This window comes from Curtobacterium sp. PhB78, assembly GCF_003751685.1.
Classification (GTDB): domain Bacteria; phylum Actinomycetota; class Actinomycetes; order Actinomycetales; family Microbacteriaceae; genus Curtobacterium.
The window spans coordinates 224,746-247,574 of record NZ_RKIA01000006.1 but is presented as its reverse complement, the minus strand read 5'-3'; the positions used below and the strand labels follow the sequence as shown (position 1 = coordinate 247,574).

The following is a 22,829-nucleotide window of genomic DNA, read 5'->3' as shown; positions in this document are numbered from 1 at the left end:
TCCACGCAGTCCCTGGATCGATCGGCGATCACGGCCCATTCGGAGCCGGCGCCTGCCTAGACTTGACTGCTGCTGAACCCTCGAATCCTACAGGTTCACTGCACGGAACAACAGGAAGGCACCACCCTCGTGACTCGCGTCGGACCCCCCGTCGACCAGGATCTCCGGACCGCACGGTGGTGGTCGCTCCCCCGGGTCGTCGACCGCCGGGTCATCGCGCTGGCGTGGGCCTCGTTCGTGGTCGAGGTCGTGTTGATCGGCACCGGCGGCCTCGTCCGCCTGACCGCGTCGGGCCTCGGATGCCCCACCTGGCCCAAGTGCACGGCCGATTCGCTCGTCTCCACGCCCGAGATGGGCATCCACGGGATCATCGAGTTCGGCAACCGACTGCTCACCTTCGTGCTCGTCATCGTGGCGATCGCGATGTTCCTGGCCGTCGTCCGGATGCTCCGCACGCGCCCCGAACTGTTCTGGCTCGCGTTCGCTCAGGGCGTCGCGATCCCGGTCCAGGCCGTCATCGGTGGGCTCAGCGTGCTCACGAACCTCAACCCGTTCGTCGTCGGGCTGCACTTCGTCGTGTCCGCCGCCCTGACCTCGGTCACCGCGGCCCTGGTCTACCGGACGATGCACGGCCCGCGCACCAGCCACCGCCTCGTGCCCGGCTGGTACACCGGCGTCGTCCGCGGCACCGTCGCCGCCGTCGTGGTCACCGTGCTCGTCGGCATCCTGACGACCGGCAGCGGCCCGCACGCCGGTGCCGACGAGGCCGTCGACGGCGGGATGCTGCACCGCACGGGCTTCGACCCCGCGGTGATGGAACACGTGCACGCCTGGCCCGCGTACGCCCTGTTCGCGCTGACCCTCGTGCTCGTCGTCGGCGCCGTCCGGCTCCGGATCTCGAGCAAGTGGGCGCTGTTGCTGCTCGTCGTCGAGTTCCTGCAGATCGCCGTCGGCCTGACCCAGGCCCGCACCGGCCTGCCCGTCGGGCTGGTGGGCACGCACATGGTGCTCGCCGGGCTGCTCGTCGGGGCCACCACGGCGGTCGTCCTCGCCACGCGCGCCAGCGCCGGTCGCGAAGCCGTGCGCGAACCACTCGACGCCGCCTGACGCCCGGGCGCGTCGCACGCGCCACACCCGTTCTGCGACACCCCACGAGTCGATCGACTCGTGGGGTGTCGTTCGTTGCACACGCATCCCGGGCCACGCGTGCGCCCCGCGCCCACGGACGCACAGGGCGGCCGGGAGGCCCGTGGCGGCCCCGCCCCGCGCCTCCCGGCCGCCTGGTGGGCACGTCCACAGCCGCGCCAGATCGCGCACTGACCCGCAACGACGTCCTCGACGTCGTGCGACGTCGAGGACGTCGCAACCCCGCGCCCGCAACCGTCGCGCACGCGCACCGACGACGAAGGCGACGTCGCACGACATCGAGTTCGTCGTACGACGTCGCCAGCGGCGACGCGCAGTGCCTAGAAGGTGAAGACCTGCGGCAGCAGCGGGTCGATGCCCACTGCGATGAAGAGCAGCGTCAGGTACGTGATCGAGCTGTGGAACACGCGCATCGGCTGAACGTGCTCGACGTGCTGGATCGCCCGCGAGTACAGCCGGTGCGACTCGACGACGAACCAGATGCCGCCGGCCAGCGCGACCACGGTGTACAGCGGGCCCATGTGCGCAACGGGGATGAGCAGGAGCGAGCAGACGAGCGTCGCCCAGGCGTACAGCACGACCTGCAGGCCGACGACGGTGCGACCGCGGACCACGGCGAGCATCGGGACGTCGGCGGCGTCGTAGTCGTCGCGGTACTTCATCGACAGCGGCCAGTAGTGCGGCGGCGTCCAGAGGAAGATCACCATGAAGAGGATGACCGGGGCCCAGGTGAGCGAGCCGGTGACACCCGCCCAGCCGATGAGCACGGGCATGCAGCCGGCCGAGCCGCCCCACACGATGTTCTGCGGGGTGCGGCGCTTGAGCCACAGCGTGTAGACGAACACGTAGATGAGGATCGCGATGACGCTCAGGGCCGCGGCGAGCCAGTTCACCAGGAACCCGAGCACCGCGGTCGACAGGACGCCGAGGATCCACGAGAACACGAGGGCTTCGCGGTCCGAGAGCTCACCGGTCACCAGCGGCCGGGTGCTCGTCCGCTTCATCAGGCGGTCGATGTCACGGTCGATGTAGCAGTTGAAGGCCGACGCCGAGCCGGCGGACATCGCCCCGCCGAGCATCGTCCAGAACACGAGCCAGAGGTCCGGCACGCCACGCTCGGCCAGGAACATGGTCGGCGCGGTGGTCACGAGCAGCAGCTCCATGACCCGCGGCTTGGTCAACGAGACGTACGCACGGACCTTGCGGGACAGCGTCGATCGGGGTCGATCGGTGTCGGGCCTGGTCACGGTGGCAGTCGGCAAGGGAACCTCAGTCTGTTCGCATCAGCTCGCACACTCGGTGGACGACTGCGGCGGCGTCCGGGCATGCGCTGACCCGGAATGTCCACGGGTCGTCGACAGTTTACGTGATGGAAGCGCCGCGATGATGCCCCGCTCCCCCATCCCGTGCAGACATCCCGTGCAGAACGACGGATCGCGGAGCACGACACGCCCGGCGGACGAGGGCCCGGGTGACCCGACTCGTGAACATCGGGCGTCACCTGAACCCCTTCTGAGTGGCTGGTCACTATGCTGGACCTGCCCTCCCGCAGTGCGCGCCCCGATGACGTCGGCCGCGATGAGCCGGTCGGCCGCCGCTAGACGGCGACACGACTCGGCCCCGGGATGGCCACATGTCCGTGCGATGGCACGAGCCCTCGCACATGTCGCATCAAGAAGGGTCAACATCCAAGTGGCTGAATTCACCTGGGACGCCATCGACCGGAAGGCCGTCGACACGGCCCGCGTTCTCGCCGCCGACTCGGTCGAGGCCGCCGGCAACGGTCACCCCGGCACCGCGATGAGCCTCGCGCCGCTCGCACACCTGCTCTTCCAGAAGGTGATGCGTCGCGACCCGAGCGACTCCACCTGGATCGGCCGCGACCGCTTCATCCTCTCCGCCGGTCACGCCTCGATCCTGCAGTACGTGCAGTTCTACCTGCACGGCTACGGCCTCGAGCTCGACGACCTGCAGCACCTGCGCAAGTGGGGCTCGAAGACCCCGGGTCACCCGGAGTACGGCCACACCGACGGTGTCGAGATCACCACCGGCCCGCTCGGCCAGGGCCTCGCGTCCTCGGTCGGCTTCGCCTACGCCCAGCGCTTCGAGCGCGGCCTGTTCGACCCGGAGACCCCGGCCGGCCAGTCGCCGTTCGACCACTTCACCTACGTGATCGCCGGTGACGGCGACATGCAGGAGGGCGTGACGAACGAGGCGGGTTCGCTCGCCGGCCGTCAGCAGCTCGGCAACCTGATCGCGTTCTACGACTCGAACCAGATCTCGATCGAGGACAACACCGACATCGCGTTCTCGGAGAGCGTCCCCGAGCGCTACGAGGCGCTCGGCTGGCACGTCCAGATCGTCGACTGGAAGAAGACCGGCGAGTACTCCGAGGACGCCGTGGAGCTCCACGCCGCGATCGAGGCCGCCCAGCAGGTCACCGACAAGCCGTCGCTCATCGTCCTCAAGACGATCATCGGCTGGCCGTCGCCGACCAAGCAGAACTCCGGCAAGATCCACGGTTCGGCGCTCGGTGCCGACGAGATCAAGGGCCTCAAGGAGGTCCTCGGCTTCGACACCGCGAAGACCTTCGAGGTCGCCCCCGAGGTCCTCGAGTACACCCGCGGCGCCGTCGCCAAGGGCCAGGCGCAGCACGCCGAGTGGCAGAAGACCTTCGACGCGTGGGCTGCTGCCAACGCCGACAAGAAGGCGCTGTTCGACCGCGTCAACGCCAAGGAGCTCCCCGCGGACCTCGAGGCAGCACTGCCGGCCTTCCCGACCGACAAGGCCGTCTCGACCCGTGCCGCCTCCGGCAAGGTCATCAACGCCATCGCGCCGCTGATGCCCGAGTTCTGGGGTGGCTCGGCCGACCTCGCCGAGTCGAACCTCACCACGATCGAGGGCGCCAAGTCCTTCGGTCCAGCCGAGGCCTCGACGTCGACGTGGAGCACCGACCCGTACGGCCGCGTGCTGCACTTCGGCATCCGCGAGCACGCCATGGGCTCGATCCTCAACGGCATCGTCCTGCACGGGAACACCCGCCCCTTCGGCGGCACGTTCCTGATCTTCAGCGACTACATGCGTCCGGCGGTCCGTCTCGCCGCGCTCATGGGCGCCCCGGCGATCTACGTCTGGACCCACGACTCCGTCGCCCTCGGCGAGGACGGCCCGACGCACCAGCCGATCGAGCAGGTCTCGTCGCTCCGTGCGATCCCGGGTCTCGACGTGGTCCGCCCCGCCGACGCCAACGAGGTCGCGTACGCCTGGCTCGAGATGCTCAAGCACACCGACCGCCCGGCCGGCATCGCGCTGAGCCGTCAGAACCTGCCGGTGTTCGAGCGTGGCGAAGGCGACGCCTCCGGTGAGGTCTTCGCTTCGGCGAAGAACGTCGCCAAGGGTGCGTACATCCTGGCCGAGGCGCCGAACGGCACCCCGGACGTGATCCTCATCGCGACCGGTTCCGAGGTCCAGATCGCCGTCGAGGCCCGTGAGCAGCTCAAGGGCGAGGGCATCAACGCCCGCGTCGTGAGCGCACCGTCCATCGAGTGGTTCCATGCCCAGTCCGAGAACTACCAGGACCAGGTGCTCCCGAAGGACGTCACCGCTCGCGTGTCGGTCGAGGCCGGCATCGCCATGAGCTGGCGCGACATCGTCGGCGACAAGGGCCGCAGCGTCTCGATCGAGCACTTCGGTGCCTCGGCCGACTACCAGACGCTCTTCAAGGAGTTCGGCTTCACGACGGAACACGTCGTGGCCGCCGCGAAGGAATCCATCGCGGCTTCCTGACCCGCAGGGGCCGGGTCCGGTTCGCCGGATCCGGCCCTTCTGCCGGGAGGCGCGGTTCGGCTCCGCCACGCGCCCCCGGTCCCCCAGACCCCGGCCATCAGGCCGATGAAGGAAAGAAGAGAAACACATGGCTGAGAACACCCCCACTGCCGCCCTCTCCGCGGTCGGCGTGAGCATCTGGCTCGACGACCTGTCCCGCGAGCTCCTCGAGACCGGCAAGCTCACCGACCTCATCGCGCAGAAGAACGTCGTCGGCGTGACCACCAACCCGACGATCTTCGCGTCGGCCCTCGCCAAGGGCGAGCGCTACGACGCCCAGGTCAAGGAGCTGGCCGCCGCCGGCACCGACGTGACCGAGGCGATCTTCGAGATCACCACGCAGGACGTCGCCAACGCGTCCGACGTCTTCAAGCCGATCTACGACGAGACCAAGGGCTTCGACGGCCGCGTCTCGATCGAGGTCGAGCCGGGCCTCGCCCACGAGACCGCCAAGACCATCGAGCAGGCCAAGTTCCTGTTCGAGAAGGTCGGCCGCGAGAACGTCCTCATCAAGATCCCCGCAACGGTCGAGGGTCTCGAGGCCATCACCGAGGTCATCGGCGCCGGCATCTCCGTCAACGTCACCCTGATCTTCTCGCTCGAGCGTTACCGCGCCGTCATCGACGCCTACCTCGGTGGGCTCGAGAAGGCCAAGGCCGCCGGTCACGACCTGTCGAAGATCCACTCGGTCGCCTCGTTCTTCGTGTCGCGCGTCGACTCCGAGATCGACAAGCGCCTGGACGCCGTCGGCACCGACGAGGCCAAGGCCCTGAAGTCGAAGGCCGGCATCGCCAACGCGCAGCTCGCCTACCAGGTCTGGACCGAGGCGTTCGCCTCCGAGCGCGCCCTCGGCCTGCTCGAGGCCGGTGCGAACACGCAGCGTCCGCTCTGGGCCTCGACCGGCGTCAAGGACCCGTCGCTGCCCGACACGCTCTACGTGACCGAGCTCGCCGCCCCGAACACCGTGAACACGATGCCGGGCAAGACGCTCGACGCCACGTTCGACCACGGTGAGATCCACGGCGACGCCATCGCCGGCACCTTCGACGCCGCGCAGCAGGTCCTCGACCAGCTCGCCGCGCAGGGCATCGACTACGACGACGTCGTGGCGCTGCTCGAGAAGGAGGGCGTGGACAAGTTCAACGTCTCGTGGGGCGAGCTCGTCGACACCGTGAAGACCGCGCTCGAGGGCGCCAAGTAGTGACGGTTTCCATCGCTGCCAGCGGCGATGCCGCGCGGGCCATCGACTCGGTGGTCCCGCGGCTCGTCGCTGACCTGGTGGCCTCGGGCATCACCGCCCAGGACCCCGAGCTGTGGGGACCGGACGCCGAGGCCGAGGCGTCCAAGCGCCTCGGCTGGGTGGAGGCCGTCTCGGTCTCCCGCCCGCTCGTCGCTCAGATCACTGCGCTGCGCGAGTCGCTCCGTGCCGAAGGGGTCGACCACGTCGTCCTCGCCGGCATGGGCGGCTCGTCGCTCGCGCCGGAGGTCATCACGCGCACCGCCGGCGTCCCGCTGACGGTGCTCGACTCGACCGATCCCGCGCAGGTCCGCGCAGCCGTCACGACGGACCTCGAGCGCACCGTGCTCGTCGTCTCGTCGAAGTCCGGCTCCACGCTCGAGACCGACTCGCAGCGCCGCGTCTACGAGCAGGCGTTCCGTGACGCGGGCATCGACCCCACCGGCCGCATCGTCGTCGTCACCGACCCGGGCTCCGCGCTCGAGGCCGCGGCCATCGACGCCGGCTACCGGGTCTTCACCGCCGACCCGACCGTCGGCGGCCGCTACTCGGCCCTCACCGCGTTCGGTCTGGTGCCCTCCGGTCTCGCCGGAGCGGACATCGCCGAGCTGCTGGACGAGGCCGACGCCATCTCCGCGCTGCTGTCGGTCGACCTCGACGAGAACCCCGGGCTCGTGCTCGGTGCGGTCCTCGCCGGTACCGACCCGCTACGCGACAAGATCGCCATCGTGCCGGACGGCACCCACATCGTCGGGTTCGGCGACTGGGTGGAGCAGCTGATCGCGGAGTCGACCGGCAAGAGCGGACGTGGTCTGCTGCCCGTCGTCCTGCACGCCGACTCCCCCGAGGTCTCCGCAGCCCTGCCGGACGTCCAGGTCATCCGCCTGGTCGGTTCGCGCGAGGACGAGCGCCACATCGCCGAGGGCGAGGTCGAGATCACCGGGACGCTCGGTGGTCAGATCCTCGTCTGGGAGTACGCCGTCGCGGTCGCCGGGCGGCTGCTCGGCATCGACCCGTTCGACCAGCCCGACGTCGAGGCCGCCAAGGTCGCGACCCGTGCGCTGCTCGACGACCGTCCCGCGCCTGCGGAACCCGCGTTCACCGAGGACGGCATCGCCGTCTCCGCGACGCCGGGACTGCCGGTCGGGACGACGCTCGCAGAAGCCGTGACGGGCCTCCTGTCCGAACTGGACGCCACCGGCTACGTGGCGGTGCAGGCGTACGTCGACCGCACCACGAACCGTGACCTCGAGACGCTCCGCGACGCCCTGGCGGCGCGCACGCGTCGGCCGGTCACCTTCGGGTACGGCCCGCGGTTCCTGCACTCGACCGGGCAGTACCACAAGGGCGGACCCGCCACGGGAGTGTTCCTGCAGATCGTGGCGGACGAACCGGACGACCTGGCGATCCCGGGCCGGCCGTTCACGTTCGGCCAGCTCCTCCAGGCCCAGGCAGCGGGTGACGCGAGTGTCCTCGCGCAGCACGGCCGCCCGGTCCTCACCCTCACGACGTCGGACGTGCGCGCCGCCACCGCGGCCATCGCCTCCGCCGTCTCCCACTGACTCGTAAGGAGTTCACCGACTCATGTCACCGGTGGCAATCACCCCGGAGCACAACCCGCTCCGGCTGCCGACGGATCGTCGACTGAACCGGATCGCGGGACCGAGCACGCTCATCATCTTCGGCGTGACGGGCGACCTGTCACGCAAGAAGCTGATGCCGGCGGTCTACGACCTGGCCAACCGGGGGCTGCTGCCCCCGGGGTTCGCGCTCGTCGGCTTCGCCCGTCGCGACTGGGAGGACCAAGACTTCTCCCAGCTCGTGCACGACGCCGTCAAGGAGCACTCCCGCACCCCGTTCGACGAGGACGTCTGGCGTCAGCTCGAACAGGGCATCCGCTTCGTCCAGGGCTCGTTCGACGACCCCGAGGCGTTCCTGCAGCTCAAGCAGACCGTCGACGACCTGGACGCCGAGCGCGGGACGCTGGGCAACCACGCGTTCTACCTGTCCATCCCGCCGAAGATGTTCCCGGTGGTGACCGAGCAGCTGAAGCTGTCCGGCCTCACCGCGAAGCGCGAGGGCTCGTGGAGCCGCGTGGTCGTCGAGAAGCCGTTCGGCTCCGACCTCCGCACCGCGCGCGAGCTGAACGCGATCGTCGAGAGCGTCTTCGCGCCCGACGACGTGTTCCGCATCGACCACTACCTCGGCAAGGAGACCGTCCAGAACCTGCTGACGCTCCGGTTCGCGAACCAGATGTACGAACCCATCTGGAACTCGAACTACGTCGACCACGTGCAGATCACGATGGCCGAGGACATCGGCGTCGCCGGACGTGCCGCGTACTACGACGGCATCGGCGCGGCGCGCGACGTCATCCAGAACCACCTGCTGCAGCTCCTCGCGCTCACCGCGATGGAGGAGCCCGTCTCGTTCAAGGCCGCCGACCTGCGCGCCGAGAAGGAGAAGGTGCTGTCCGCCGTGCGGCTGCCCGAGGACCTGTCGACCGCCACGGCGCGTGGACAGTACGCGGGCGGCTGGCAGGGCGGCGAGAAGGTGCTCGGCTTCCTCGACGAGGCCGGGATGAACCCCGAGTCCGGCACCGAGACGTACGCCGCGATCAAGCTCGACATCGCGACCCGTCGCTGGCAGGGCGTCCCGTTCTACCTGCGCGCCGGCAAGCGGCTGGGGCGCCGTGTGACCGAGATCGCGATCGTCTTCAAGCGCGTCCCCGAGGACGTCTACGGCAACTCGCAGTCCCCCCTTGGTCAGAACGCGCTCGTGATCCGCGTCCAGCCGGACGAGGGCGTCACGCTCCGGTTCGGCTCGAAGGTCCCCGGCGTCGGCACCCAGGTGCGCGACGTGACGATGGACTTCGGCTACGGCCACGCCTTCACCGAGGCATCCCCCGAGGCGTACGAGCGACTCATCCTCGACGTGCTGCTCGGTGACCCGCCGCTGTTCCCGCGGCACCAGGAGGTCGAGCTGTCCTGGAAGATCCTCGACCCGATCGAGGAGTTCTGGGCCACGCAGGGCCAGCCCGAGCAGTACCGTCCCGGCACGTGGGGTCCGGCGTCCGCCGATGCCCTGCTCGCCCGCGACGGCCGGACCTGGAGGCGTCCATGAAGATCGACCTGCCGAACACCACGGTCTCGAAGATCCAGAAGAAGCTCGTCCACATCCGCGAAGAGGGCGGCGCAGTCGCCCTCGGTCGTGTCCTCACGCTGATCATCTCGACGGCCCTCGGCCACGAGGAAGAAGCGATCGAGGCCGCGAACGAGGCGTCCCGCGAGCACCCGATGCGCGTGATCATCGTGTCGAAGAACGACGGCGACACGAAGTCGCCCGGCCGTCTCGACGCGCAGATCCGCGTGGGCAGCGACGCGGGTGCCAGCGAGGTCATCGTCCTCCGCGCCTACGGCGAGACCGCGACCGACGAGGAGAGCCTGGTCACGGGCCTGCTCCTGCCGGACGCCCCGGTCGTGGCCTGGTGGCCGCAGACCGCGCCGTCGCAGCCGTCGGCCTCGGCACTGGGCCGCATCGCCCAGCGCCGGATCACCGACGCCGCCGCGCAGAAGGACCCGAACGGCGCGATCGAGGCCCTCGGTGCCTCGTACGTTCCGGGCGACACCGACTTCGCGTGGACCCGACTGACCCTGTGGCGGAACCAGCTCGCCGCGGCGCTCGACCAGCCGCCGTACGAGCCCATCACGGGCGTCGAGGTGACGGGCGCGTCGGACAGCCCGTCGACGATCCTGCTCGCCGCGTGGCTGCAGCTCCAGCTCGAGGTGCCGGTGACGGTCACCACGTCGCCGCGTGCGACCGGCTCGAGCGGCATCCACGGCGTCAAGCTCGTGCGCGAGTCGGGCACCATCGACCTCGAGCGTTCCCTGGTGGACGTCGCGACGCTCTCGATGCCCGGTCAGCCCACGCACGACCTGTCGCTGCCACGCCGCAACCTGCGTGACTGCCTGGCCGAGGAACTCCGTAGACTCGACCCGGACGTCCTCTTCGGAGACGTCGTCAAGCACGGGGTTCCCCAGCTGCGCGAGACCATCGCCCGCTGAGCACCCCACAACGGTCGGGTCGTCTGTCTGGTGCAGGCGGCCCGACCGGACCGAAGGCGGTCGTACGACCGGTCGGCCGCCACGAACACGGGAGTCACGTGACCAACGAACGGCGGGTGCTCGTGCACCCGGACAAGCAGGCCCTCGGCGCTTCGGTCGCCGCACGCTTCATCACCAAGATCATCGACGTGCTCGACGAGCAGGAGCGCGCCGACATCGCGATCAGCGGTGGCTCGGTGTCGTCCCTCGTCCTCGCCGCCATCGGCCAGTCGCCGGCGCGCGAGAGCGTCGACTGGTCGAAGGTCCACGTCTGGTGGGTCGACGAGCGCTGGGTGCCGGCCGGTGACGCCGACCGCAACACCACGGGGACGCAGACCGACTTCTTCGACCACGTCGACATCCCGGAGTCGAACATCCACCCGATGCCCGCGTCCGACGCCGGCATCGACATCGAAGCGGCCGCGCTGCAGTACGAGCGTGAGCTGCAGGACGCCGCGTACGAGGGTGCCGTCGCTCCGCGCTTCGACATCACGCTGCTCGGTGTCGGCCCCGACGGGCACACCGCGTCGCTCTTCCCCGAGTTCCCGCAGCTCACGGTCACCGACCGCGCCGTCGTGTCGGTCGACGACTCCCCCAAGCCGCCGCCGCAGCGCCTGACGGTCACCTACCCGGTGATCAACGCCTCGCAGCGCGTGTGGGTCATCCTGTCCGGTGCCGAGAAGGCGTCGGTCCTCGGGCTCGCCCTGGCGGGCGCCTCCGTCGAGGACGTCCCCGTCGGCGGCGTCCAGGGTCGCAAGCGCACCGTGTTCTTCGTGGACGAGGACGCCGCGCGCGACGTCCCCGAGAACCTCATCGCGTCGACGTACTAGACGCGCGTCCTGCCTGACGGGAGGCCCGGTGCCAGCTGGCACCGGGCCTCCCGTCCGTCTGTGGTCGCTCCCACCGCTCCCACCGCCGCCCCACACCCGCTCGCCGGCGCCGAGCGGTCAAGAAGTGTCGCCTGAACGCGGGCCCGGGCGACAGAACCCGCCGCCGCAGCGAACCGCACGCGGCATGTCGTGACCACTCGGCGAGCCGGCTCTCCGCGCGGCACCCGGCAACTGAACGATTGCGACACCCCGCCGACACGACGCCGAGCGGTCAAGAGCTGTCGGCTGCGGGCGTCGCAGGCGACAGAACGTGCCACCACCGCGAGCCGCACACGGCGCGTCGTGACCACTCGGCGAGTAAGCCCCCGCGCGGTGAGCACTGCCAACCGCGCCCACGGCGCACGAAGGCCCCCACACCATCGCGGTGCGGGGGCCTTCGTCAGTGTGTGGGCGCTACGCCTTCTTGGCGGCGGTACCGCGACGCTCGCGGAGCTGCTGGAGCGCGTCCTCGAGGAGCTGCGCTGCCTCTTCCTCAGTCCGACGCTCCTTCACGTACGCGAGGTGCGTCTTGTAGGGCTCCGTCTTGGAGACCACGGGAGGGTTCTCCTTGTCGCGCCCGGCGGGGAGCCCGCTCGACGGCGAATCGACCGTCTCGGGGATCTCTTCGTCCGGGAGGTTCGCGGCGAAGTACCGCACGACCTCGTTGCCGAGGGCGTCCCAGTAGGAGATCGCCACACGCTCGGCCTGGACACCACGGTCCTGTTCGCCCATCGGTCCGGCGCCGACGCGGGACCCTCGGATTGCACTGCCTCCGCTAGCCATGGATCAGACCCCCGCCGTGAACTTGTTGATGAGACCGAGCACGATGATGGAGACGATCCAGACCAGACCGAGGATCACCGTGATGCGGTTGAGGTTGCGCTCGGCGACGCCGGACGCCCCGAGGTTGCTCGTCACGCCGCCACCGAACATGTCGGAGAGGCCGCCACCGCGGCCCTTGTGCAGGAGGATGAGGAGCGTGAGCAGGAGGCTCGTGATTGCGAGCAGGACCTGCAGCACGACGGAGAGTATCGCCACGACGTACCTTTCGTGTCAGTCAGCCGTACCAGTGTACCGGCCGCGCGGGGCACGGCCGGTACACGGACGGGAGTGGTGCGGACTACAGCCCGACGCCAGCCGGTGTGGCTACAGCCCGACGTGCTGGCGGAACCGGGCGATCGCCGCGAACTCCTGCACGTCGAGGGATGCGCCGCCGACGAGGGCGCCGTCGATGTCGGGCTCACGGAGGAACCCGGCGATGTTGCCGGACTTGACCGAACCGCCGTACAGGACGCGCGTGTCGGCAGCGGCCTGGTCGCCCCAGGCAGCAGCGATGCCGCGACGGATCGCGGCGCACTCGTCCTGCGCCTGCTCGGCGGTGGCCGCCTGGCCGGAACCGATCGCCCAGACGGGCTCGTAGGCGACGACGATGTCGGACGGCTGCACGGCGTCGAGCACGACGCGGAGCTGCTCGACCGGCACGACGCCGGCGCCGCGCTGTTCGCGCTGCTCACCGGTCTCGCCGACGCAGACGACCGGCACGAGGCCGTGCTTGACGGCCGCGGCGGTCTTGGCCGCGACGACCTCGTCGGTCTCACCGTGCAGCGTGCGCCGCTCGGAGTGTCCGACGATGACGTACTGCGCGTCGAGCGCCGACAGGAACGCGCCGGAGACGTCGCCGGTGTAGGCACCGGAGTCGTACTGCGACAGGTCCTGCGCACCGAAGTGGATCGGCAGCTTGTCGGCCGAGATGAGCGTCTGCACGCTCCGCAGGTCGGTGAAGGGCGGGAACACCGCGACCTCGACGTCCTCGAAGTCGTGGCGGGCGTCCTTCAGGGTCCAGGCGAGCTTCTGGACCGTGGCGATGGCCTGGAGGTGGTCCAGGTTCATCTTCCAGTTACCCGCAATGAGCGGCGTGCGGGTCATGCGGACCACCCCAATGCTTCAAGTCCGGGAAGCGACTTGCCCTCGAGGAACTCGAGGCTCGCACCGCCACCGGTCGAGATGTGCCCGAACTGGTCGTCCGAGAAGCCGAGCGAGCGGACCGCAGCAGCGGAGTCGCCACCACCGACCACACCGAGGCCGTCGACCTCGGTCAGGGCCTTGGCGACGGTCTTCGTGCCGGCGGCGAAGGCCGGGAACTCGAACACGCCCATCGGACCGTTCCAGAACACCGTCTTCGAACCGGACACCGCCGACGCGAACCGCGCCGCCGTCTCCGGACCGATGTCGAGGCCGATGCCGTCGGTGCCGAACGACGACGACTCGATCGCGTCGGCCGCCACCGTCTCGTGCGCCGCGTCGGCGGAGAACCCGGAGGCCACCACGACGTCGGTCGGCAGGTCGATCGTCACGCCGAGCTCCTTCGCCCGCGAGAGGTACTCGCGGACGACGTCGAGCTGGTCGGCTTCGAGCAGCGACTTCGCCACCCCGTGGCCCTGGGCCGCGAGGAAGGTGAAGAGCATGCCGCCGCCGATGCACAGCGTGTCGACCTTGGGCAGGATGTGGTCGATGACGCCGAGCTTGTCGCTGACCTTCGAGCCACCGAGCACGACCGTGTACGGCCGTTCCGGCGAGGAGGTCAGGCGCTCGAGCACCCGCAGTTCGGTCTCGATGAGCGAACCGGCTGCGCTGGGCAGCGCGGACGCGAGTTCGTAGACCGAGGCCTGCTTGCGGTGCACGACACCGAAGCCGTCGGAGACGAAGGCGTCACCGAGAGCCGCGATGCGGTCCGCGAAGGCGGACCGCGCGGCAGCGTCCTTCGAGGTCTCCTCCGGGTTGAACCGGAGGTTCTCGAGCAGCAGGACGTCACCGTCCTCGAGGGCCTCGGCGGCTGCGGTCGCCTCGTCGCCGACGGTCTCGCCGACGAACGTGACCTCTTTGCCGAGCAGCTCGGAGAGCCGCTGGCCGACCGGCGCGAGCGAGAACTCCGGCTTGGGTTCCCCGTCGGGGCGGCCCAGGTGGGAGATCACGATGACGCGCGCGCCGGCGGTGATGAGGGTGTTGAGGGTCGTCAGGGACGCCCGCACGCGGCCGTCGTCCGTGATCGTGCCGTCCTTGAGCGGGACGTTCAGGTCACAACGGACGACGACGCGCTTGCCGGCGAGGTCGCCGAGGTCCTCGAGGGTGCGGAGGGCCATGTGTTACAGACGCTCGCCGACGTACTCGGTCAGGTCGACGAGACGGTTCGAGTAGCCCCACTCGTTGTCGTACCACGAGGTGATCTTCACGAGACCGCCGATGACCTTGGTCAGGCCGGAGTCGTAGATCGACGAGTGCGGGTCCGTCGTGATGTCGGTCGACACCAGCGGGTCCTCGCTGTAGAGCAGGATGCCCTTGAGCGGGCCCTCTGCGGCCTCCTTGTACGCGGCGTTGATCTCGTCGACGGTGACCTCGGACTTGGTCTCGAGGGTGAGGTCGGTGATCGAGCCGGTCGGCACCGGGACGCGGAGCGCGAAGCCGTCGAGCTTGCCGGCGAGCTCCGGCATGACCTGGCCGATGGCCTTGGCGGCACCGGTCGAGGTCGGGACGATGTTCAGCGCGGCCGCACGGGCACGACGGGGGTCCTTGTGCGGGCCGTCCTGCAGGTTCTGGTCGGCGGTGTAGGCGTGGATCGTGGTCATGAGGCCACGCTCGATCCCGAACTTGTCGTTGAACACCTTGGCGAGCGGCGCGAGGCTGTTCGTGGTGCAGGACGCGTTCGAGATGATGTTGTGGTTCGCCGGGTCGTACTGGTCCTCGTTCACGCCGAGGACGATGGTGACGTCGTCACCGGTGGCCGGGGCGGAGATGATGACCTTCTTGGCGCCCGCGTCGATGTGCTTCTGCGCATCGGCGGCCTTGGTGAAGAAGCCGGTCGACTCGATGACGATGTCGACGCCCAGCTCGCCCCAGGGGAGGTTGGCGGGGTCGCGCTCCGCGAGGACCTTGATGGCCTTGCCGTCGACGACGATGTTGTCGCCGTCGAGCTCGACGGAGACGCCGAGACGACCCGTGATGGAGTCGAACTTCAGCAGGTTCGCCAGCGCGGCGTTGTCGGTGAGGTCGTTCACCGCCACGATCTCGAGGTCGGAGCCCTTCGCGAGGGCGGCCCGGAAGAAGTTGCGGCCGATACGGCCGAAGCCGTTGATACCGATCTTGACGGTCAATGGATCTCCTGGTGGGTGTGGAGCGCCCGAGGGGCGCTGCTTTCGGAGGGCGCTGGCCCTGTCGGGCCCGCGTGTGGTGGACGATACGCCCCGTAACGTCGCCGTAACGACCCTAGCAGTCGGACCCTGCCAGGCAGTGCGGTGTGACGGTCCGTCCGGACGGTCGTCCGCAACGTCCGGAACGACGTCGGTGCGGCCCGTGGGCGCCCCCACAGAACGGACGGGAGGCGCGGTGCCAGCTGGCACCGCGCCTCCCGTCACGCAGGTCGGACGACCCGTCTCAGACGCCCTCGAGCTCCTCGGGGACGCTCGCTTCCGTCCCGGGGATGCCGAGGTCGGACGCGCGCTTGTCGGCCATGGCGAGGAGTCGGCGGATGCGACCGGCGATGGCGTCCTTCGTCATGGGCGGATCGGCGTGCTGGCCGAGCTCGTCGAGCGACGCGTCGCGGTGCTGCAGGCGCAGCGCGCCGGCGTACTGCAGGTGGTCGGGGACCTCGTCGCCGAGGATCTCGAGCGCGCGCTCGACGCGCGCGCAGGCGGCGACGGCGGCCTGCGCCGAGCGGCGGAGGTTGGCGTCGTCGAAGTTGACGAGGCGGTTCGCGGTCGCACGGACCTCGCGACGCTGCCGCATCTCCTCCCAGTCGGCGGTGGTGCGGGCCGCACCCATCACCGTGAGCATCTGGCCGATGGCCTCGCCGTCGCGGATGACGACGCGGTGGACGCCACGGACCTCGCGGCCCTTCGCGGCGACACCGAGACGCGACGCGGCACCGACGAGGGCCATGGCGGCCTCGTTGCCGGGGCACGTGACCTCGAGCGCTGCAGCCCGGCCCGGGTCGGTCAGGGTGCCGGAGGCGAGGAACGCACCGCGCCAGATCGCGGCGAGGTCCTCGCGGTTGCCAGTGGTGAGCCGGTTCGGCAGCCCGCGGACGGGGCGACGACGGGCGTCCATCAGACCGGTCTGGCGTGCGAGGGTCTCCCCCGCCTCGAGCACGCGGACCAGGTAGCGGGTGCCACGACGGGACGACGCGGACGAACCCACCGACGCCTCGCTGCGGACGCCGTACAGCTCGGCGAGGTCCTTGCGGACCCGGTGCACGATGATCCGGGTGTCGAGCTCCACCTCGACCGCGATGCGGCCCGAGATGACGTGCAGGCCACCCGCGAACCGGAGGATCGTGGCCAGTTCGGCGGCGCGGACCGTGTTGCGGTTCACGGCGACCCTGGCCAGTTCGTCCTTGACCTCGGCAGTCAACGGCACAGCATCATTCCTAACGTTCATCTGGTGGTCCCGCGATTCCGGCGGCACGTGCGTGGGGAGCGGCCGGAGGGACGGTCACTCCCGGCCGAGATCTCGGTTCTTCACACGCACGGCGACGCCAGGCATCCCGCGGAGGAGGTTCGCCAACTCGGCGACGATGGCGACCGAGCGGTGCTTCCCGCCGGTACAGCCGATGGCGATCGTAGCGTGTCTTTTGTTCTCGCGCTGGTACCCCTCGAGCACCGGCTCGAGCACGGAGACGTACCGATCGACGAACGGACGGGCTCCGGCCTGGGCCAGGACGTAGTCCGAGACGGGCTGGTCGAGGCCCGTGTGGGCCCGGAGTTCCGGGACCCAGTAGGGGTTCGGCAGGAACCGGACGTCGGCCACCATGTCGGCGTCGGCGGGCAGTCCGTACTTGAACCCGAAGCTCATGAGCGTCACCTGAACACCCACGAAGTGATCGTCGGCGAACTGCTCGGTGACGGTGTTCGCGAGCTGGTGGATGTTGAGGTCCGAGGTGTCGATCACCATGTCGGACGCCTCGCGCAGTCCGGCCAACCGGGTCCGCTCGCGCGCGATGCCGTCGAGCAGGGTGTCCTCGCCCTGGAGCGGGTGGGGTCGTCGGACCTGCTCGAAGCGCCGCACCAGGACGGCTTCGGTGGCTTCCAGGAACAGCACCCGGACCCGTGCGGACGTGGTCGACCGCACCTGTTCGACCGCGTGCTCCGGGTCCGTGAATAACCGTCCGCCGCGGACGTCGACGACCGTCGCGATCTTCGGGATCTTCTCGCCGGCGCGGTCGGCCAGTTCGGTGAGCGGTGCCAGCATCTGCGTCGGCAGGTTGTCGACGACGTACCAGCCGAGGTCTTCGAGGGCCTTGCCGACCGTCGAACGCCCGGCCCCGGACATGCCGGTGACGATGAGGATGTCGTGCTGCGACGCGTGCGCGGTCGCTGTGGCGCTGTCGGTCATCTGGGAGTGGGCTCCGTCGTGGCGGCCCGGGCGCGTCGCCCGGGGAGGTCTCGGCTGCGGGACCAGGGTATCGCCCGACAGGTGTCGGGAGGCACGGGATGCGTCACGTGGGCAGCTGCGGACCGTCGTGGGTCACGTCGGGGACCCGCACCGGGCCTCCTGGGAGCGGCGCAGCGTCCGCGGGGTCCGCTGGGTCCGCCGGGTCCGCGGTTTCTGTCGGGACCGTCTCGGCGTCCGGCGCGCTCGTCGGGCTCGCCGTGCTGGTGGCCGGCGCGCTCGTCGGGGTCTGCTGCAGCTTCGTGACGACCGCCGCGGCGGTCGCCGGACCGACACCGTTGACCTCGCTGATCTCGTCGGCCGTGGCCTCGCGCAGCCGTGCCACGGACCCGAAGTGCTTGAGCAGCGCGTTCACCCGCGACGGCCCGAGCCCGGGGATCTCCGACAGCCGGGACCGCACGTCGCGCTTGCGGCGGGTGCGCTGGTGCGTGATCGCGAACCGGTGCGCCTCGTCGCGGATGCGCTGGATGAGGAAGAGCGCCTCGGAGTTGCGCGGCATGATCACCGGGAAGTCGTCGTCGGGCAGCCAGAGCTCCTCGAGACGCTTCGCGATGCCGACCAGCGCGATGTCCTGCACCCCGGCTTCGTCCAGCGCGCGCTTGGCGGCCTGCACCTGGGGTTGTCCGCCGTCGACGATGAGCAGTTGCGGGCGGTAGGCGAACCGCTTCGAGGGCTTGGAGCCCTCGACCACCTCGGCGCTCGTCACGTCGGGGACGTCCGGCAGGTCCGCGTCCTCGTCGAGGCGCGCCAGACGCCGCGTGAGCACCTGGTACATGCTGTCGGTGTCGTCGGTGGTCTCGGCGATCGTGTAGCGGCGGTACTGGTCCTTGCGGGGCAGGCCGTCCTCGAACACCACCATCGACGCCACGACGTTCGTGCCCTGCAGGTGCGAGATGTCGTAGCACTCCATGCGGAGCGGGGCCTCGGTCATGCCGAGGGCGTCCTGGATGTCGGCGAGGGCCGCGGAGCGCGTCGTGTAGTCGGCGGACCGCTTCGTCTTGTAGAGCATCAGCGCCTGGGCGGCGTTCTGCGCGGCAGTGCGGGCCAGGCCGGCACGGTCACCGCGTTGCGCCGTGCTGAGCTTCGTGCCGCGGCCGCCCCGTCGTTCGCTGAGCCACTGCTGCAGTGCGTCGGCGTCCTCGGGCAGGGTCGGCACCACGACCTCGCGCGGGGGTTCCTCGGCGACGGCGGCCGGCGTGAGCTCGTTGTCGGCGTAGACGCCCTGCACGATCTGCTCGACCAGGTCACCGGTCGAGATGTCGAGCTCCTTGTCGACGACCCACCCGCGGACACCGCGGATGCGCCCGCCACGGACCGAGAACAGCTGGACGGCAGCGGCGAGTTCGTCCTCGGCGATGCCGAACAGGTCGAGGTCCACCGAGTCGCGGAGCACCACGGCGGACTTCTCGAGCACGGCCTCGAGCGCCTCGACCTGGTCGCGGAACTTCGCGGCCTGTTCGTACTGCATGGCGTCGGCCGATGCGCCCATACGCTGGCGCAGCTCGGTGATCACCCGGCGGTCGTAGCTGTTCATGAACCGCACGAACTCCTCGACGAGCGCACGGTGCTCCTCGATGGTGACGCGCTGCGAGCACGGACCGCCGCACTTGCCGATCTGCCCGGGGAAGCAGGGCTTGCCCGTCTGCATCGCGCGCTTGTACGAGGAGTCCGAGCAGGTGCGGATCGGGAACACCTTGATCATCAGGTCGATGGTGTCGTGCACCGCCCAGATCTTCGGGTACGGCCCGAAGTACTTCGCGCCCTTGATCTTCCGGTTCCGCGTGACCATCACCCGTGGGGCCTCGTCCGCCATGGTGATCGCCATGTACGGGTACGACTTGTCGTCACGGAACTTGACGTTGAACGGCGGGTCGAACTCCTTGATCCAGGTGTACTCGAGCTGCAGTGCCTCGATCTCGGAGCCGACCGTCGTCCACTCGACGCTGCGGGCCGTCAGCACCATCCGCCGGGTGCGTTCGTGCAGCGTCGGCAGCGGTGCGAAGTAGTTGCTCAGCCGGGCGCGGAGGTTCTTCGCCTTGCCGACGTAGAGCACCCGGCCTGCCTCGTCACGCCATCGGTAGACGCCCGGGTCGGTCGGGATCTCCCCCGCCTTCGGGCGCCACGGAACGGTGTCCGCCACCTACCGTGCACCCGCCTTCTGCTTGGTCGACTTGCCCGGTCGGCTCGCCGTGCGGGCCTCCACCGCCTGCTGCTTGCCGACCCGGGCGTCCTGTGCGTCGAAGATCTCCCGCAGGAAGACGCCCGTGAAGCTCTCCGGCACGTCCGCCACGTGCTCCGGGGTGCCGGTCGCGAGCACCGTACCGCCGCCGGCGCCACCCTCTGGGCCCATGTCGATGACCCAGTCGGCCGACTTGATCACGTCGAGGTTGTGCTCGATCGTGATGACGGTGTTGCCCTTGTCGACCAGGCTCTGCAGCACGATGAGCAGCTTGCGGACGTCCTCGAAGTGCAGACCCGTCGTCGGCTCGTCGAGCACGTACACGGTGCGGCCGTTCGAGCGGCGCTGCAGCTCGGTGGCGAGCTTGACGCGCTGCGCCTCGCCGCCGGAGAGCGTGGTCGCGCTCTGACCCAGACGGACGTACCCGAGGCCCACGTCGACGAGCGTCGCCATGTACCGGTGGATCGCGGAGATCGGTTCGAAGAACTCGGCCGCCTCGCTGATCGGCATGTCCAGGACCTCGGAGATGCTCTTGCCCTTGTAGTGGACCTGGAGCGTCTCGCGGTTGTAGCGCGCGCCGCCGCAGACCTCGCACGCGACGTAGACGTCGGGCAGGAAGTTCATCTCGATCTTGATCGTGCCGTCGCCGGAGCAGTTCTCGCACCGGCCGCCCTTGACGTTGAAGCTGAACCGACCGGGCTGGTAGCCACGGGTCTTCGCCTCGGGTGTCTCGGCGAACAGCTGACGGATCCGGTCGAACACGCCCGTGTAGGTCGCCGGGTTCGACCGCGGTGTGCGGCCGATCGGGGCCTGGTCGACGTGCACGACCTTGTCCAGCTGGTCGAGGCCCTTGACGCGGGTGTGCTTGCCGGCGATGTGCCGGGCGCCGTTGAGCTGGTTCGCGAGCACCTTGTACAGGATGTCGTTGACCAGGGTGGACTTGCCCGACCCGCTCACGCCGGTCACCGCGGTGAACACCCCGAGCGGGAAGTCGGCGTCGATCGTCTTGAGGTTGTTCGCCCGTGCGCCCTGCACGCTGATGGTGCGCTTCAGGTTGACCTTGCGACGCTCGGCGGGGACCTCGATCGCACGACGGCCGGCGAGGTAGTCCCCCGTCACCGACTCGCGGTTCGCGATGATGCCCTCGTACGAGCCCGAGTGCACGACGTTGCCGCCGTTGACACCGGCCCCGGGGCCGATGTCGACGACCCAGTCGGCCGTGCGGATGGTGTCCTCGTCGTGCTCGACGACGATCAACGTGTTGCCGAGGTCCTTGAGCTTGACCAGGGTGTCGATGAGGCGGCGGTTGTCCCGCTGGTGCAGCCCGATGCTCGGCTCGTCGAGCACGTACAGCACGCCGGTCAGGCCGGACCCGATCTGCGTCGCGAGACGGATGCGCTGTGCTTCGCCACCGGAGAGCCCGCCGGCGCCGCGCGCCAGGGTCAGGTAGTTCAGGCCGACCTCGAGCAGGAACTCGAGGCGCGCCCGGATCTCGCGCAGGACCGCCGCGGCGATGTGCGCTTCGCGGTCGGTGAGCGTCAGGGTGTCCATGAACGCGTACGCGTTGTCGAGGGACATGTCGGTGACGTCGGCGATGCTGCGGCCGTCGACCGTGACCGCCAGGACCTCGGGCTTGAGGCGTGTGCCCTCGCACACCGGGCACGGGACCTCGCGCAGGTAGCCCTGGAAGCGCTGGCGCTGCGAGTCCGACTCGGCCTCGGCGAACTTGCGCTCGATGTAGGGCATGACGCCCTCGAACCCGCTGGTGTAGCGCATCTCGCGGCCGAAGCGGTTGCGCCAGGAGACCGACACCTGGAAGTCCTTGCCCGTCAGGATCGCGGCCTGCACCGAGGCGTCGAGCTGGCTCCACGGGGTGTCGAGCGTGAACCCGAGGTCCTTGCCGAGGCCGGCGAGGAGCTTCTCGAAGTACGAGTACAGCCCGCTCGCTCCGGTCCAGGGCAGCAGGACGCCGTCGCGCAGCGAGGCATCGGGGTCGCCGAGCACCAGGTCCGGGTCCACCGACATGCGCGTGCCGAGCCCGGAGCACTCCGGGCAGGCGCCGAACGGCGCGTTGAACGAGAACGTGCGGGGCTCGATCTCGGTCAGCGCGAGCGGGTGGTTGTTCGGGCAGGACAGGTTCTCGGAGTAGGTGCGCACGGCGCCGGGTCCGTCGTGGTCGACCAGGTCGATGCCGACGGTGCCACCGGTCAGGCGCAGTGCCGTCTCGAGCGAGTCGGTGAGCCGACCGAGGATGTCCTCGTTCGACACCAGACGGTCGACGATCACCGAGATGTCGTGCTTGACCTGCTTCTTGAGCTTCGGCGGTTCGCTGAGCTGGATGCGCTCACCGTCGACGATCGCGCGGGCGTAGCCGGACGCCGCGAGTTCCTGGAAGAGGTCGACGAACTCGCCCTTCTTCTTGGAGATGACCGGGGCGAGCACCTGGAAGCGCGTGCCGGACTCGAACTCCATGAGCTGGTCGGCGATCTGCTGCACGGTCTGCTTGCTGATGACCTCGCCGCACGTCGGGCAGTGCGGCACCCCGATGCGCGCCCAGAGCAGACGCATGTAGTCGTAGACCTCGGTGATCGTGCCCACCGTCGACCGCGGGTTGCGGTTCGTCGACTTCTGGTCGATCGACACCGCGGGCGACAGCCCTTCGATGAAGTCGACGTCGGGCCGGTCGACCTGGCCGAGGAACTGCCTGGCGTACGCGGACAGGGACTCGACGTAGCGTCGCTGGCCCTCGGCGAAGATCGTGTCGAAGGCCAGCGACGACTTGCCGGATCCGGACAGGCCGGTGAACACCACGAGGGAGTCACGGGGGATCTCGAGGTCGACGTTCCGGAGGTTGTGCACCCGGGCCCCGCGGACGCTGAGCGTCGAGGAGCCGGTCGGGACGGTCACGCCGGGGAGGTGGGGGTCGGTCGGCTCGCCGAAGGCGTTCCGGCCCGAGGTCGCGGTGCCGCGGTCAGAGGTGATTGTCATCGCCGTCGATTCTACGAAAGGGGTCCGACATCCGCCCGCGA

General features: G+C 69.7%; 17 protein-coding genes. 7 read left to right on the top strand and 10 right to left on the bottom strand.

Annotated elements, in window-relative coordinates; all coding sequences use genetic code 11:
• Positions 1 to 129: 129 nt before the first annotated feature.
• On the top strand, positions 130 to 1,107 hold the full coding sequence (locus EDF53_RS15435; RefSeq protein ID WP_111083967.1) for a heme A synthase: 978 nt from the start codon (positions 130 to 132) through the stop codon (positions 1,105 to 1,107).
• Positions 1,108 to 1,466: 359 nt separating this feature from the next.
• Here the strand turns inward: EDF53_RS15435 and EDF53_RS15430 are convergent, their stop codons facing one another.
• A complete protein-coding gene (locus EDF53_RS15430; RefSeq protein ID WP_111083966.1) occupies positions 1,467 to 2,393 on the bottom strand; it encodes a heme o synthase in 927 nt (308 codons plus the stop codon).
• A 445-nt stretch (positions 2,394 to 2,838) separates the two neighbouring features.
• Between EDF53_RS15430 and tkt the strand changes: the two genes are divergently transcribed.
• The 6 genes from tkt (at position 2,839) to pgl (ending at position 11,141) form a co-directional block, all read left to right on the top strand.
• Positions 2,839 to 4,932 carry a transketolase gene (tkt, locus tag EDF53_RS15425; protein WP_123294375.1) on the top strand — a complete coding sequence of 698 codons (2,094 nt, stop codon included), beginning with the start codon at positions 2,839 to 2,841 and terminating at the stop codon, positions 4,930 to 4,932.
• 127 nt (positions 4,933 to 5,059) lie between these two features.
• A complete protein-coding gene (gene tal / locus EDF53_RS15420) occupies positions 5,060 to 6,172 on the top strand; it encodes a transaldolase (protein WP_123294374.1) in 1,113 nt (370 codons plus the stop codon).
• Positions 6,172 to 7,770: a glucose-6-phosphate isomerase gene (locus EDF53_RS15415; protein WP_123294373.1), complete on the top strand. Its 1,599-nt coding sequence runs from the start codon at positions 6,172 to 6,174 to the stop codon at positions 7,768 to 7,770. Before tal ends, EDF53_RS15415 begins: the two co-directional genes overlap by 1 nt.
• Positions 7,771 to 7,792: 22 nt before the next feature.
• A complete protein-coding gene (zwf, locus tag EDF53_RS15410) occupies positions 7,793 to 9,331 on the top strand; it encodes a glucose-6-phosphate dehydrogenase (protein WP_111083962.1) in 1,539 nt (512 codons plus the stop codon).
• Positions 9,328 to 10,272: a glucose-6-phosphate dehydrogenase assembly protein OpcA gene (locus EDF53_RS15405; RefSeq protein ID WP_111083961.1), complete on the top strand. Its 945-nt coding sequence runs from the start codon at positions 9,328 to 9,330 to the stop codon at positions 10,270 to 10,272. The genes zwf and EDF53_RS15405 overlap by 4 nt, the downstream gene beginning before the upstream one ends.
• 98 nt (positions 10,273 to 10,370) lie before the next feature.
• Positions 10,371 to 11,141, top strand: coding sequence for a 6-phosphogluconolactonase (gene pgl / locus EDF53_RS15400; RefSeq protein WP_123294372.1), 771 nt, complete (start codon positions 10,371 to 10,373; stop codon positions 11,139 to 11,141).
• A gap of 453 nt (positions 11,142 to 11,594) precedes the next feature.
• Here pgl and EDF53_RS15395 read toward each other — a convergent pair whose 3' ends face one another.
• The 9 genes from EDF53_RS15395 to uvrA all read right to left on the bottom strand — a co-directional run bounded on the left by EDF53_RS15395 (position 11,595) and on the right by uvrA (position 22,788).
• On the bottom strand, positions 11,595 to 11,963 hold the full coding sequence (locus EDF53_RS15395) for an RNA polymerase-binding protein RbpA (protein WP_027465686.1): 369 nt from the start codon (positions 11,961 to 11,963) through the stop codon (positions 11,595 to 11,597).
• Between the two features lie 3 nt (positions 11,964 to 11,966).
• Positions 11,967 to 12,218, bottom strand: coding sequence for a preprotein translocase subunit SecG (secG, locus tag EDF53_RS15390; protein ID WP_017887256.1), 252 nt, complete (start codon positions 12,216 to 12,218; stop codon positions 11,967 to 11,969).
• 108 nt (positions 12,219 to 12,326) lie between these two features.
• A complete protein-coding gene (gene tpiA, locus EDF53_RS15385; RefSeq protein WP_123294452.1) occupies positions 12,327 to 13,106 on the bottom strand; it encodes a triose-phosphate isomerase in 780 nt (259 codons plus the stop codon).
• Complete coding sequence (locus EDF53_RS15380) at positions 13,103 to 14,320, bottom strand: phosphoglycerate kinase (protein ID WP_123294371.1); 1,218 nt, start codon at positions 14,318 to 14,320, stop codon at positions 13,103 to 13,105. The genes tpiA and EDF53_RS15380 overlap by 4 nt, the downstream gene beginning before the upstream one ends.
• Before the next feature lie 3 nt (positions 14,321 to 14,323).
• Positions 14,324 to 15,328 (bottom strand): type I glyceraldehyde-3-phosphate dehydrogenase, encoded by a 1,005-nt coding sequence (gap, locus tag EDF53_RS15375; RefSeq protein ID WP_111083958.1) that lies wholly within the window; start codon positions 15,326 to 15,328, stop codon positions 14,324 to 14,326.
• Between the two features lie 280 nt (positions 15,329 to 15,608).
• Positions 15,609 to 16,589, bottom strand: a complete 981-nt coding sequence (gene whiA / locus EDF53_RS15370) for a DNA-binding protein WhiA (protein WP_111083957.1) — start codon at positions 16,587 to 16,589, stop codon at positions 15,609 to 15,611.
• Positions 16,590 to 16,664: 75 nt separating this feature from the next.
• The gene (rapZ, locus tag EDF53_RS15365; RefSeq protein WP_123294370.1) at positions 16,665 to 17,564 is read right to left on the bottom strand and encodes an RNase adapter RapZ; all 900 of its coding nucleotides are present in this window, start codon (positions 17,562 to 17,564) and stop codon (positions 16,665 to 16,667) included.
• Between the two features lie 103 nt (positions 17,565 to 17,667).
• Entirely contained in the window at positions 17,668 to 19,761 is a 2,094-nt protein-coding gene (gene uvrC / locus EDF53_RS15360) for an excinuclease ABC subunit UvrC (protein ID WP_123294369.1), read from the bottom strand.
• Positions 19,762 to 22,788, bottom strand: a complete 3,027-nt coding sequence (gene uvrA / locus EDF53_RS15355; protein WP_243698094.1) for an excinuclease ABC subunit UvrA — start codon at positions 22,786 to 22,788, stop codon at positions 19,762 to 19,764.
• Positions 22,789 to 22,829: the final 41 nt, after the last annotated feature.